Raw genomic sequence first — 13,090 nt, forward strand, 5'->3', positions numbered from 1 at the left:
TAAGGCAGGATCGGCAGCGTGGCACGCGGGCAACTGCGCATCTACCTCGGGGCCGCCCCGGGGGTCGGCAAGACGTACGCGATGTTGGAAGAGGCGCACCGCCGGGCGGCGCGCGGTACGGACGTGGTCGTGGGTCTGGTCGAGACCCACGGCCGCCGGCACACCGCCGCGATGCTCGGCGACCTGCCCGCGATCCCCCGCCGGACGGTGCACTACCGGGACAGCGAGTTCACCGAGATGGACGTCGACGCTGTCCTGGCCCGCCGGCCCGAGGTCGCGGTGGTGGACGAGCTGGCCCACACGAACGTGCCCGGGTCGCGCAACGGCAAGCGCTGGCAGGACATCCAGGAACTGCTGGACGCCGGCATCGACGTACTCTCCACCGTCAACGTGCAGCACCTGGAGTCGCTCAACGACGTCGTCGAGCAGATCACCGGAGTGACCCAGCAGGAGACCGTGCCGGACGGCGTCGTACGCGGCGCCGAGCAGGTCGAGCTGGTCGACATGACCCCGGAGGCGCTGCGCCGGCGGATGGCGCACGGCAACGTCTACCACCCGGACAGGGTCGACGCGGCGCTGGCCAACTACTTCCGGATCGGCAACCTGACCGCGCTGCGCGAACTCGCCCTGCTCTGGCTCGCCGACAAGGTCGAGGACCAGCTCGACCGGTACCGGGCCGACCAGGGCATCGCCGCCACCTGGGAGACCCGGGAACGGGTGGTGGTCGGGCTGACCGGCGGGCCGGAGGGGGACACGCTGATCCGCCGGGCGGCCCGGATCGCGGCCCGGGGCAGGGGGGCCGAACTGATGGCGATCCACGTCGCCCGCAGCGACGGGCTGCGCGGCGCCGACCCGACCACCCTGGAGCGGCAGCGGACGCTGGTGGAGCGGCTGGGCGGCACCTACCACCAGGCGATCGGGGTCGACATCCCGACCGCACTGCTCGACTTCGCCCGAGGGGTCAACGCCACCCAGATCGTGCTCGGGGCCAGCCGGCGGGGGCGGTTCGCCCAGATCCTGTCCCGAGGCGTCGGGGCCACCACCACCGCGCTGTCCGGGCCGATCGACGTACACCTGGTCACGCACGAGCAGGCCGGCCTGGGCCGGCTGGTGGCGCCGACGGCGGCGCTGTCCCGGCGGCGCCGTCTGATCGGCCACGGCCTGACCGTCATCGGCATCCCGCTGCTGACGTACCTGCTCTGGCTGCTCGCCGACGATCTGTCGCTGACCAGCGACATCCTGCTCTTCCTCGCCGCCGTGATCGGCATCGCCCTGGTGGGTGGCTGGTGGCCGGCGCTGCTCGCCGCCGCGCTCAGCTCGTTGCTGATCAACTATTTCTTCACCCCGCCGATCCACGAGTTCACCATCGCCGAGACCGAGAACCTGCTGGCGCTGGTGGTCTTCCTACTGGTCGCGGCTGCGGTCAGCGGGGTGGTGGACCTGGCCGCCCGGCGTACCCGGCAGGCGGCCCGGGCCAGCGCGGAGGCCCAACTGCTCGGCGCGGTCGCCGGCAGTGTGGTCCGGGGTGCCCGGCCGTTGACGGCACTGCTGGAACGGTTGCTCGAGACGTTCGGACTCGCCTCGGTGACCCTGCTGGAACGCGCCCCGGACGCGCCGGAGCACCCGGACCAGCAGCGCGACCCGCGCGCCTGGCGGGTCGCCGCCAACGTCGGCGCCGAGGCGTGCGGCACCCCCGCCGCCGGGGACGCCGAGGTGGCCGCCGACGACGACCTACGCCTGGTGCTGCGTGGACGCGTGCTGCCGGCGGCCGACCGGCGCATCGTGCAGGCGTTCGCCGCGCAGGCCGCGGTGGCGCTCCGGCAGGAACGGCTGGCCGAGGAGGCGGCCGCGGCCAAGCCGATCGCCGAGGCGGACCGGCTGCGTACCGCACTGCTGGCGGCGGTCAGCCACGACCTGCGTACCCCGCTCGCCTCGGCGAAGGCGGCGGTGACCAGCCTGCGCAGCGCCGACGTCGAGTTCGACCCGGGCGACCGGGAGGAGTTGCTGGCCACCGCCGAGGAGTCGCTGGACCGGCTCAGCCGCCTGGTGGCCAACCTGCTGGACATGAGCCGGCTCCAGGCCGGGGCGCTGGGGCTGCGCCCGGCGCTGCTCGGCCTGGAGGACGTGGTGCCGTCGGCCCTGGACGAACTGGGCGAACCGGCCCGCCGGGTCCGGGTCAGCCTGCCCGCGCACCTGCCGGCGGTCCGCTCCGACCCCGGCCTGCTGGAACGGGTACTGGTCAACCTGGTCGCCAACGCGCTCCGGTTCAGCCCGGCGGACCGGCCACCGGCGGTCACCGCCAGCGAGCACGGCGGCTTCGTCGAACTCCGGGTGGTGGACCAGGGCCCAGGGCTGCCCCGGGAGCAGTGGGAACGGGCCTTCCTGCCGTTCCAGCGGCAGGGCGACCGGGACAACCACGCCGGGATCGGGCTGGGACTGGCGCTGTCCCGAGGGCTGGCCGAGGCGATGGGTGGCAACCTGGAGCCGGAGGAGACCCCGGGCGGCGGACTGACCATGGTGCTGCGGCTGCCCGTGGCGGACGAGGAGGGGGTCGGGTGACCCGGGTACTGGTGGTGGACGACGAGCCGCAGATCCTCCGCGCGCTGCGGATCAACCTGCGGGCGCGGCGGTACGACGTCGAGGTCGCCGGGGACGGTGCGGGGGCGCTGCGTCTGGCGGCCAGCCACCGTCCGGACATCGTGGTGCTCGACCTCGGGCTGCCGGACATGGACGGGGTGCAGGTGATCCGGGGGCTGCGCGGCTGGACCAACGTGCCGATCATCGTGCTCTCCGGCCGGGCCGGCAGCCAGGACAAGGTGGCGGCGCTGGACGCCGGTGCCGACGACTACGTCACCAAGCCGTTCGGGGTGGACGAGTTGCTGGCCCGGGTCCGCGCGGTGACCCGGCGGGCCGCCGGAGCGGGGGAGGAGGTGCCGGCGGTGGAGATCGGCCGGCACACCGTGGACCTCACCGCACACGCGGTACGCACCGGCGACGGTGCCGAGGTCCGGCTCACCCCGACCGAATGGCACCTGCTGGAGATCCTGGTACGCAACCCGGGCCGGCTGGTCAGCCAGCGCCAACTGCTGCACGACGTCTGGGGCCCGAAGTACCAGTCGGAGACGAACTACCTGCGGCAGTACATGGCCCAGTTGCGCCGGAAGCTGGAGGACGACCCGTCCCGGCCTCGGCACCTGCTGACCGAACCGGGAATGGGCTACCGCTTCCAGCCGTGACCGGGCCGGTCTCCGCTCATGCCGGCGGGGTGGGGGTGCGGCGTTTCCGGGGGCCGGCGGAGCGGGGTGGCTGGGCGCGCATGTGGTCGCGCACGAGGTCGACGGAGTCGGCCGGTTCGTGGCCGTGTCGGTGACCGGGCATGCTGGCCGCGTCTGTCCCGGTCGGATCGGGCGTCGTCGCCGTGCCGGCGTCCCGGTCGGCGGGGGTACGCACCACCAGGGCCAGTCCGACCAGTACGACCACACCGGCCGCGATCTCCGTACCGGTGATCGGCTCGTCGAGCAGCAGGGCGGCGGCGGCCAGCCCGAAGATCGGCACCAGCAGGCTGAACGGGGCGACCCGGGCCACCGAGTACGTGCCGATCAGCCGGTTCCAGATGCCCCAGCCCACCAGCGTCGAGAGGTACCCGACGTAGCCGACCGCCAGCACGGCACTCCAGGACATCCCGGTGATCGCGTCGAACACCACCCGTGGCCCGTCCACCACCCCGGCCAGGCCGAGCAGCGGCAGCGGCGGTACCAGGCTGGACCAGACCAGCAGCGACAGTGGCCGGGTCTCGCCGCTGGCCCGTACCACCACGTTCGCCAGTGCCCAACTGACGGCGGCGGCCAGGGTGAGCGCGAAGCCGATCGCGGTGGCGTGCCCGCCCGCACCGACCGCGAGCAGGGCGATCCCGGCCGAGCCGGTGAGCACCCCGGCGAGCTGCGTACCGCTCGGCCGCTCGCCGAGGAAGGCGGTGGCCAGCATCACCGAGACCAGCGCCTGGGCCTGCAACACCAGCGAGGCGAGCCCGGGCGGCATCCCGGCGTCGATGGCGACGAAGAGGGCGCCGAACTTGAGGACGCCGAGGACCAGACCGTAGCCGAGCACGTAGCGGAACCGGGCGGTCGGCCGGGGGACCAGGAAGACCAGCGGCAGCGCGGCGGCGACGAACCGCAGCGCGGTCAGCACCAGCGGCGGCAGGTCGCGGAGGCCGACCTCGATGACGACGAAGTTGACCCCCCAGAGGGCGGCGACCAGGACCGCCTGCATGCGGTGCGGAAATCTCATGGCGTCCACGCTGCCGGCCAGCTCGTTTAAGGTCCAGTTCAAGATTCTTAACCGGCGTTGTAGCGTGACTACATGGACCTGGATGTCCGGCGCCTGCGGGTGCTGCACGAGGTGGCGCTGCGCGGCGGGGTGACCGCTGCCGCCGCCGCGCTGCACGTCACCCCGTCGGCGGTCTCCCAGCAGCTCGCCCAGCTCGCCCGGGAGGCGGGCTATCCGCTGGTCGAACGCTCCGGCCGGGGCGTGGTGCTGACCTCCGCCGGGCAGGTGCTCGCCGGGCACGCGGAGCGGATCCTCGGCGCCGTCGAGCAGGCGGTCACCGGGCTGGCCGTCGCGCACCAGCGGGTAGCCGGGACCGTCCGGGTCGGCTCGTTCCCGTCCGCCGCCGGTGCCCTGGTCGCCCCGGCCGCCGCCCGGGCGATGGCCGCATACCCCGACCTGGACGTACGCGTCAGCGAGGCCGAGGACGAGCAGAGCCGGTTGGACCTGCGCTCCGCCGTACTGGACATCGCGGTCCTCCAGGAATACGACCACGTGCCCGGGATCGCCACCGCCGAACTGGACCGGCACCCGATCGCCACCGACCCGATGCACCTGATCACCCCGGTCGACTGGGGCCGGCACACCGGACTGCTCGCCGACCTCGCTGACCTACCCTGGGTGGCCAGCGCCGCACACACCCCGTGCGGCCGGTCCACCCTGCACGCCTGCCACCTGGCCGGTTTCGAGCCGGACATCCGGCACCGGGCGATCGACTTCGCGCTCACCCTGGACCTGGTGGCGGCCGGGCTCGGCGCCGCGCTGGTGCCGGGGATGGCGCTCCGGAACGTACCGGCCGGGGTGCACGTCGAGCCGCTGGTCCGGCCGGTCACCGGTCGCCGGATCTTCGCGGTCACCCGCCCGCGCGGCGACGGCCCCGTCCATCCGGCGATCGCCGCCGTACTGGACGCGCTGGCCCAACTGCGCCGTCCGGCGCGGCAACCCGCCGGGAGCCCTCCGATCCCGCACCCGGGCTCGGTCCCGGTGTCGCTGACCAACGGCTGAGCTGGCCGCTGGCAACACTCATCGCATGGCGTAGAACCAACTGCCCTCGTGGTCGCGGTCGACCGTCTCCTGCGACTGGGCCGTGGTGCCGAGCCCCGCCAACTGGGCCGGCGTGAAGCCCGTCTGTCGCAGGACCTGCCGGACCTCGTCGATCGCCGGGTCCGGGGTACCCAACGCCGCTCGCTGGGCGTCGGTCCGGGTGCAGAGCCAGACCGCGAAGTGGTCGAATTCGGGAAACGTGCCGACGTACTCGATCCGCTCGACCCCACGGTCGGCGAAGTGTGCGAGGAGTTTGGGGCTGGCCAGGTCGAGCAGGCGCCACCTCGGGTCTTCCGAACTCATCCGTCACTCCGATCAGGACTGTCGAGGACGGCTCCGGTGCACGCCGCTCCGCGCCACGGGGCCGGAGCCGTCGGTGTGGGCGGTGCTGGTCACGGCCGGCCGGTGGCCGGGACGGGGATCGACTCCCGGAGCAGGGTGGCGAGTGCCGTCCAGGTGTCGGCCACCGTCGCCCAGTCCGGAACGCTCCCGTCCGGCGGCCGGTCGTCGGTCCCACCCAGGAACAGGTAGCGGTGCTCGACCGTCTCCAGGTGGGCCAGTACGTCGAGCCGGTCGTCGACGAAGTGGGTGATGCCGAGGCGCTGGCAGACCGGCGCCTTGTCCCGGCGCTCCCGGACGACGTGCAGGTTGCCGGCGGGGATGCCGGTACGGTCGAAGAACTCGTGGTGCGCCAGCCAGGCCCGGGTGTTCGCGGCCACCTTGGGACCGGCCTTCGAGACCAGGTGTACCCGCCCGGCGAACGGTGCGGCGGTCAACGCGGTGAGGGCCTCGAAGACTCCCGCCACCGCCGGGGTCAGCAACGGCTGGCCGCCGAAGAACGAGGTGTCCTCGTCCCGCCCGGCGAGCGTCACCAGCACACCGCCGACGTCGACGCCGAGCGTCGGTCGTCGCTGCCAGCCCGGCCCTCGGTACGGTGCGGGTTGCTGTCCCGGTCGGCGCTGTCCGATCCGCTGCCGTGCCACATCGACCTCCGACCTGCCGCCCCTGCTCGAGGGACGAGCGGTGGCGCCCGCCGCCATCCCACGACCACGCTAACGGCGCCGATCAAGCCGTTCCCCGAGGAAGCGCTGGCCGGCGAGTTCGATCCGTTCGATCTCGGTACGGAAGAAGCCGGCGATCTCGGCGCACCGGTCGAGGTCGGTTGGGCCGCCCTCCCGGCGGGGCAGGTCCGGATAGGGGCTGCCGAGCACGAAGATGTTCTCGTCGTTGTACTGGTTGGCCGGCGCCGTGTAGTTGAACGAACCGGCGATCACCACCGCCTCGTCGATCACCATCAGCTTGTGGTGCAGCTTGCCGAAGGCCGGTGACCGGATCGGGGCGTAGAGCGCGATGTTGGCCCGGTCGAGGTCGTGGGTGGCGGCCCACTTCTGCACCCCCTGGCCGGGGTCCACCGCCCCGCTGACGGTGCGCCCGGCGGCGGCCAGCGCGATCATCGCGTCGTCGATGCCGGACGAGCCGGAGAAGGTGAAGATGGCGAAGTCGACCCGGGCGGTCGCCTTCAGCATCTGCTTCATGATCTCCAGCTCCGGCGTGTGGTCCGGCGCGAACAGCACCTTCACCGGCACCCCCGCCACGTTGTACGCGTTCGGCACCCGGCCGTGCTCGCCGCGCCCGAACCGGCCCTGCCGGAGCCGGGCGAACTCGTCGGCGTACTCCTGGCAGATCCGGGCGTCGTGGAAGATCACGACGTGGTTCAGGTTGCGGTGGCAGTCGGTACCGGTGAAGTTCGCCGAGCCGGAGAGCACCGCCGCCCGCCCGGCAACCCGCTGCCGGTAGTCGCGGACCGCGAACTTCTGGTGGAAGATCGCCGGGTTGTAGTCGGCCTTGACGTCGACGTCGCAGCGCAGCAGGGCGGCCATGATCCGCCGGTTCGGCTCCAGGCTGCGGCTGCCGGGCTCCGGCTCCCACTGGACCCGGTGCCGGGCGTCCGCCTCCGGTTCGCCGGGCCGGGCGGTGACCCGGGGCAGTTTCGCCGTCCGCAGGTAGTCCTGCTCCAGCACCATCTGCACGCTGACGCCCCGGAACCGGGCGTCGAGGATCGCCTGGGCGATCGGCTCCGAGTCGAGTTCCTGGACGGCGATGTCGAGGCTCTCCCTGGCGCCGGCGATGAAGTCGACCACCACCTGTTCGAGGTCGTCGGCCGCGCCGAGTTCCCGAGGGCCGACGTACGCCTCGATCTTCTTGCCGGCGAAGGTCGCCATGCGGGACAGGCTCGCATTCCGCGCCGCACGGCGGTGTCGCCTTGGCTACAAACCCGGCCCGCACCGGGCAGCCGTGCCCGTTCGGCTGGCAGGCTGGGGGCCGTGTATCGGGAGCGGATGTCCGGGCTGGCCGGCGCCGTCGTCTGGACGGTCACCCGGACCGCCGACGCCGGCCCGGGGCGGGTCCTGCCGGACGGCTGCATGGACCTGATCTGGTCGAGCCGGAGCGGTCTGCTGGTGGCCGGCCCGGACACGGTCGCCCAGGTCGCCGCCGGGCCGGCCGGTGAGCGGTACGTGGGACTCCGCTTCCCGCCCGGGACCGGTCCGGCGGTCTTCGGGCTGCCGGCACACGCGGTGCGGGACCAGCGGGTTCCGCTCGCCGCGCTCTGGCCAGGGCCGGAGGTGGCCGAGTTGGCCGAGCGGGTGGCGTCGGACGACCGGCCCGGCCGGGTGCTGGAGTCGATCGCCGCCGCCCGGCTCGCCGCCGACGGCGGCCCGGATCCGCTCGCCGCACCGCTGGCCGCCGGGCTCGCCGCCGGTCGCGATGTCGCCGGCACGGCCGACGCGTTCGGGCTCGGGACCCGGCAATTGCACCGGCGCAGCCTGGCACTGTTCGGTTACGGCCCCAAGACGCTGGCCCGGATCCTGCGGATGCGCCGCGCGCTGGCCATGGCCCGGTCCGGCACCCCGGCCGCCGAGGTCGCCGCCCGAATCGGGTACGCCGACCAGGCGCACCTGTCCCGCGAGGTCAAGAACCTGGCCGGGGTACCCCTCGGACGGCTTGTCGGCCGCTAGCCGGCCGCCGGCTCCAGCGGGGCGTACAGGTCGACGCTGTTGCCGTCCGGGTCGAGCAGCACCGCGTACCGCTGGCCCCAGGGCGCGTCCCACGGCTTGAGATGCGTTCGGTGGCCGGCGGCGGTCATCTCGGCGTACACGCTGTCCACCTCGGCCGGATCGGCGCACCGGAAGGCGAGGCTCACCTGCGACCCGCCCGGCGGCGACCAGTCCGGCTCGAACGAGCGGACCATCTCGATGGTGTCCCACATCAGGCGCAGCCCGCCGGGCAGCGCGAACTCCACGTGCGGCTCGGCGTCGGCACTGGCCGGGATGTCCAGCCCCAGCTTCCGGTAGAAGGCGAGAGATCGGGCCATGTCGGCCACGACCAGGCCGAATGCGTCTAGTCTCGGTGTCATTCGGCCAGCGTAGGAACCGGTCGCGCCGGCGTCTTGAACGAATCGGACCTGCCGGATCGGCGTTCCGGGTGCCGATGCGGTCGGCGGATCATCGGCGTACGGTGTGTTTAACGGCATCCGACGTCCAGCTTTCCGCCACCTGACCGGTGGGTTGCGGATGGTCGGCCGCGTTGTCGTGCGCGCGGGTCAGGTCGTCGGGACAGGCGGCCGGACACGGCGCTCCTTTTTCGGGTACGGGGGCAGACAGAAAGGGAGGTGGCCGAGAGATGAGAAGTCTGGCCTACCTGGATGCGGGATCGGGCAGCCTCATCGTGCAGGCCGTGGTCGGCGGCGTCGCCGGGGTCGCGGTGGCGGCGAAGCTCTACTGGCGCAGACTCACCAGCCGGTTCCGCAAGCAGCCATCGAAGCAGGACTGAGGGCGGTCCACACCCGATGGTCGCACCACCTCCCGTCCCGGCGACGTTCACCACCGCCCCCGATTCCCCTCCCCGAGCCGATCCCGGCTCCTTCCGCGACCCGGCGAACCGGGTGTTCCACGCCGACGGTCAGGTCTTCCGCGGGCTCGGCCCGCAGGCCGCCGAGGACTGGCGGGCGCTCGCCGGAGCCGAGTTCTTCGGCCGGCTGCTCGCCGACGGCAAGATCTGCGGCACCGAGACAGCCGACCCGGAAACGCTGTCGGCGAACCCTGTCGGGCAGTGGGCGACCGTACTCCGGCACGAGCGCATCCCGTTCGTGTCGTACCCGTACGAGTGGTCGTTCGCGATGTTGCGTGACGCCGCGCTGCTGCACCTGGAGATCCTCCGTACGGCCGTACCGGCCGGTTTCACCACCAAGGACGGTTCGGCGTACAACCTCCAGTGGCGGGGCGCCGAGCCGGTCTTCATCGACATCGGTTCGTTCGAGCCGGCCCGGGACGGCGAGCCGTGGGCCGGCTACCGGCAGTTCTGCCAGACCCTGCTCTATCCGCTGCTGCTCCAGGCGCATCTTGGGCTGGACTTCCAGCCCTGGCTGCGGTCCCGGATCGACGGGATCGAGGCGGGCGAGCTGCGTAAGCTCTTCGGCGGTACCCGACGGTTCCGGGCCGGGGTGCTCAAGCACGTCCACCTGCACGACGCCATCCAGTCCCGGTACGCCGCCGCCAGTACCGGCACCGTCCGGGCGGAGTTGAAGGACGCCGGCTTCTCCCGGGAACTGGTCCTGGCCACCCTCGGCGCGTTGCGGAAGCTGGTCGGCCGGCTCGACTGGCAGCCCCCGGCCAGCCACTGGTCCGGCTACCGGGAGACCTGCACCTACTCGGACGCCGACCGGGAGGCCAAGGAACGGTTCGTGGCCGAGGCACTGGCCGAGGGGGACCGGTCCCGGCTGGTGCTCGACCTCGGGGCCAACGACGGCACATACTCACGACTCGCCGCCGGGTACGCCGACTACGTGGTCGCGGTGGAGAGCGACCCGGCCGTGGTCGACCAGCTCTACCGGCGGCTGCGGGCCGACGGCGAGCGTCGGGTGCTACCGCTGGTGATGGATCTGGCCGATCCGTCGCCGGGCGGCGGCTGGCGCGGGGTGGAGCGCGGGTCCTTCGCGGCCCGGGCCGAGGCGGACGTGGTGCTCGCGCTGGCCGTGGTGCACCACCTCGCCATCGGGCGCAACGTCCCGCTGCCGGAGGTCGTCGACTGGCTGGTCGGGCTCCTGACGACGGCGGGGGCCGGCGGCCGGCTGGTGGTCGAGTTCGTGCATCCCGACGACCCGATGGCGGCCCGGCTGCTGGCCAACAAGCCGGCCGGCCTCTTCCCGGACTACCGCCGGGAGGAGTTCGAGCGGCTGCTCGGGCAGCGGTGCACGATCGTCCGCCGGCTCGAACTGCCGTCCGGCACCCGCACCCTCTACCTCGGGACGCCGCGTGACCTCGGGACGCCGCGTGGCTGAGCCCGGCACCTCGGGCGAGCAGCAGCCGGAGACGACGGACCAGCCAGGGACGGCAGACCGGCCGGGAACGACGACGGACCAGCCAGCGGCGGCGGACCAGGCAGCGACGGCAGACCGGCCGGAGACGGCGGCGGACCAGCCACCGGCGGCGGGGCAGTCGGGGACGGCGGACCAGCCAGGGACGGCGGAGCGATCGGGGCCGGCGGAGCGGTCGGCGGGCCGGGTCGAGTTGCGGGCCCTGGTGGAGATCGTGGCGCTCTGCGGGCTGGTGATCACCCAGCCGCTGCTGGACGTGACCGGGAAGAGCCCCGACTTCTTCCTCTTCCACGGTGCCGGCCGGCGGGACATCCTGCTGCTGGTGGCGGCGTACACGGTGGTGCCGCCGCTGGTGCTGTGGGGGACGGGTGCACTGCTCGGGCTGCTGGCCCGCCGGGTGGCGGGGCCGGCCCGGGGTCGGGCGGTCCGGACGGTACTGCACACGGTGACCCTGGGCCTGCTGCTCGCCGCGCTGGCGATCCAGGTGGGCAAGCACCTCACCCCGGTACGCGGAGTGCCGCTGGTCCTGCTCGCGGCCGTGCTCGGCGCCGCCGGGGCGTACGCGTACCGGCGCTGGCAGGTGACCGGCCAGGTGCTCCGGGTCGCCGCGGTCGGTCCACTCGTCTTCGTACTGCTCTTCGTCTTCGCCTCGCCCGCCTCGGCCGTGGTGCTGCCGGGCGAGCGGTCCGGAGCCGGTGCGGGGGCCAGCCGGGGCGGGAACACCCACCCGCCGGTGGTGATGCTGATCCTGGACGAGTTTCCGCTGACCTCCCTGCTGGACGGGACGGGTGCGATCGACGCCGGCCGCTATCCGAACTTCGCCCGGCTGGCCGGGGAGTCGACCTGGTACCGCAACGCGACCGGGGTGAGCGGCTACACCCCGTACGCGCTGCCGGCGATGTTGACCGGCCGCTATCCGAGCGAGCAGCAGGCGCCGCACCACTCGCGCTATCCGGACAACCTCTTCACGGCGTTCGGCGGGCCGTACCAGATCCAGGCGCAGGAGAGCATCACCCAGCTCTGCCCGCCGCGACTCTGCCCGGACCGGGCCGCCGGTTCCGCCCGGGGCGGCCTGCCGACGCTGCTGCGGGAGAGCGCCACCCTGCTGGAGCAGATCGTCTCGCCCTCCGAGACGGGACAGCGCGACCCGGAGGACTCCTACCGCGAGATCACCCGGCGCGAGGCCGGGGACGCCGACGAGCCGCCGCCGCCGACCGATCCGCAGTTCCGCTGGGGGGCGCTGGACGAGAACCAGCCGGCCCGGTTCGGCGACTTCCTCGGCACCCTCCGGCCGGCGACCCGGCCGACGCTGCACTTCCTGCACCTGCTGCTGCCGCACTCGCCGTGGAACTACCTGCCGTCCGGGATCCGCTACGGCTCCCCGGACGGGATGCCGAACGACGGGGACGGCTGGGTGGAACTGGCCCACCGGCGGCACCTGCTGCAACTGGAGTACACCGACCGGCTGCTCGGCGAGACGTTGCGCCGGCTGGACGAGACCGGCCTCTACGACGACGCGCTGGTGGTGCTCACCGCGGACCACGGGGTCAGCTTCACCCCGGGGGTGCAGGGGCGCGGGCTCGGCGCGGTGGAGCGGGCGCCCGGCGAGGTGCTCTGGGTGCCGATGTTCGTGAAGGCGCCGGGGCAGCGGGCCGGCGTGGTCGACGACCGGAACTGGGAGCACGTCGACCTGCTGCCGACCGTCGCCGACCTGGCCGGGGTCGAGGTGCCGTGGCGTACCGACGGGGTCTCGGCGCTGCGTACCACCCGGGCGCCGGCGGACAAACGCTACTACGACCAGCCGGGGCAGCCGCGTACGGTGCCGGCCGGGGTCTTCGCCGACGTGGTCGCCGGGCGGGCCAGTCCGGTGCTTCCGGCGCAGCCCCGACCGGAGCTGATCGGTCGTTCCGTCGCCGAGCTTCCACTCGGTCCAGAGGCCGGCTCGGTGACCGTGCGGAACCGGTCCGACTTCGATCAGATCGACCAGGCGGGTGGCCGGCTACCGGCGCTGGTCTACGGCACCGTGCCCGACTCGGTGCCGGACGGCACCCTGCTGGCGGTGGCGGTCAACGGCCGGATCGGTGCGGTGGCCCCGGTGGTGGCGCCGGACCCGGGTGGGCAGCGGTTCGGCGCCCTGGTGTCGGACGAGTCGCTCTTCCTGCCGGGCCGGAACACCGTGGACGTGTTCCAGGTCGCCGACACCGGCGCCCTGCACCCGCTGCGCGACTGACCCGGCCGGCCGCGCGGCGGCCACCCGTACCCGTGCGGCATTCCGCCGCCGCGCTGCCCTGCCGGCCCGGATCCGGCCCTGACCTGGGGCTCGGTCCGGCCGGCGCGGGCGTCGCCACG

Annotated in this window: 12 protein-coding genes; 7 read left to right on the plus strand and 5 right to left on the minus strand. The window is 73.4% G+C overall.

Annotation, left to right across the window (positions count from 1 at the left end; translation table 11 throughout):
* Positions 1–18: 18 nt before the first annotated feature.
* On the plus strand, positions 19–2,559 hold the full coding sequence (locus Pma05_RS07880; RefSeq protein WP_203856643.1) for a sensor histidine kinase: 2,541 nt from the start codon (positions 19–21) through the stop codon (positions 2,557–2,559).
* On the plus strand, positions 2,556–3,236 hold the full coding sequence (locus Pma05_RS07885) for a response regulator (protein WP_203856644.1): 681 nt from the start codon (positions 2,556–2,558) through the stop codon (positions 3,234–3,236). Before Pma05_RS07880 ends, Pma05_RS07885 begins: the two co-directional genes overlap by 4 nt.
* Before the next feature lie 16 nt (positions 3,237–3,252).
* Here Pma05_RS07885 and Pma05_RS07890 read toward each other — a convergent pair whose 3' ends face one another.
* Positions 3,253–4,329: an EamA family transporter gene (locus Pma05_RS07890; RefSeq protein ID WP_203856645.1), complete on the minus strand. Its 1,077-nt coding sequence runs from the start codon at positions 4,327–4,329 to the stop codon at positions 3,253–3,255.
* Between the two features lie 30 nt (positions 4,330–4,359).
* On the opposite strand from Pma05_RS07890, the gene Pma05_RS07895 reads away from it, so the two are divergent.
* The gene (locus Pma05_RS07895; protein WP_203856646.1) at positions 4,360–5,328 is read left to right on the plus strand and encodes a LysR family transcriptional regulator; all 969 of its coding nucleotides are present in this window, start codon (positions 4,360–4,362) and stop codon (positions 5,326–5,328) included.
* 18 nt (positions 5,329–5,346) lie between these two features.
* Here Pma05_RS07895 and Pma05_RS07900 read toward each other — a convergent pair whose 3' ends face one another.
* The 3 genes from Pma05_RS07900 to Pma05_RS07910 all read right to left on the minus strand — a co-directional run bounded on the left by Pma05_RS07900 (position 5,347) and on the right by Pma05_RS07910 (position 7,589).
* On the minus strand, positions 5,347–5,670 hold the full coding sequence (locus tag Pma05_RS07900; RefSeq protein WP_203856647.1) for a hypothetical protein: 324 nt from the start codon (positions 5,668–5,670) through the stop codon (positions 5,347–5,349).
* 89 nt (positions 5,671–5,759) lie between these two features.
* Positions 5,760–6,350 (minus strand): hypothetical protein, encoded by a 591-nt coding sequence (locus tag Pma05_RS07905; RefSeq protein WP_203856648.1) that lies wholly within the window; start codon positions 6,348–6,350, stop codon positions 5,760–5,762.
* A 69-nt stretch (positions 6,351–6,419) separates the two neighbouring features.
* Positions 6,420–7,589, minus strand: coding sequence for a phospholipase D-like domain-containing protein (locus Pma05_RS07910; RefSeq protein WP_203856649.1), 1,170 nt, complete (start codon positions 7,587–7,589; stop codon positions 6,420–6,422).
* A 102-nt stretch (positions 7,590–7,691) separates the two neighbouring features.
* Between Pma05_RS07910 and Pma05_RS07915 the strand changes: the two genes are divergently transcribed.
* Positions 7,692–8,384, plus strand: coding sequence for a helix-turn-helix domain-containing protein (locus tag Pma05_RS07915; RefSeq protein ID WP_239311895.1), 693 nt, complete (start codon positions 7,692–7,694; stop codon positions 8,382–8,384).
* On the opposite strand, the gene Pma05_RS07920 is transcribed toward Pma05_RS07915, so the two are convergent.
* On the minus strand, positions 8,381–8,782 hold the full coding sequence (locus tag Pma05_RS07920; protein WP_203856650.1) for a VOC family protein: 402 nt from the start codon (positions 8,780–8,782) through the stop codon (positions 8,381–8,383). The genes Pma05_RS07915 and Pma05_RS07920 overlap by 4 nt on opposite strands.
* Before the next feature lie 266 nt (positions 8,783–9,048).
* Between Pma05_RS07920 and Pma05_RS07925 the strand changes: the two genes are divergently transcribed.
* Genes Pma05_RS07925 through Pma05_RS07935 form a run of 3 tightly spaced genes read left to right on the plus strand, consistent with a single transcriptional unit; the run spans position 9,049 to position 12,971 of the window.
* Positions 9,049–9,198, plus strand: a complete 150-nt coding sequence (locus Pma05_RS07925; protein WP_203856651.1) for a hypothetical protein — start codon at positions 9,049–9,051, stop codon at positions 9,196–9,198.
* 16 nt (positions 9,199–9,214) lie between these two features.
* Positions 9,215–10,705, plus strand: a complete 1,491-nt coding sequence (locus tag Pma05_RS07930) for a class I SAM-dependent methyltransferase (RefSeq protein WP_203856652.1) — start codon at positions 9,215–9,217, stop codon at positions 10,703–10,705.
* Positions 10,698–12,971: a sulfatase-like hydrolase/transferase gene (locus Pma05_RS07935; protein WP_203856653.1), complete on the plus strand. Its 2,274-nt coding sequence runs from the start codon at positions 10,698–10,700 to the stop codon at positions 12,969–12,971. The genes Pma05_RS07930 and Pma05_RS07935 overlap by 8 nt, the downstream gene beginning before the upstream one ends.
* Positions 12,972–13,090 lie beyond the last annotated feature (119 nt).

Origin of the sequence: Plantactinospora mayteni, from assembly GCF_016862935.1 — a bacterium.
Classification (GTDB): Bacteria; Actinomycetota; Actinomycetes; order Mycobacteriales; family Micromonosporaceae; genus Plantactinospora; species Plantactinospora mayteni.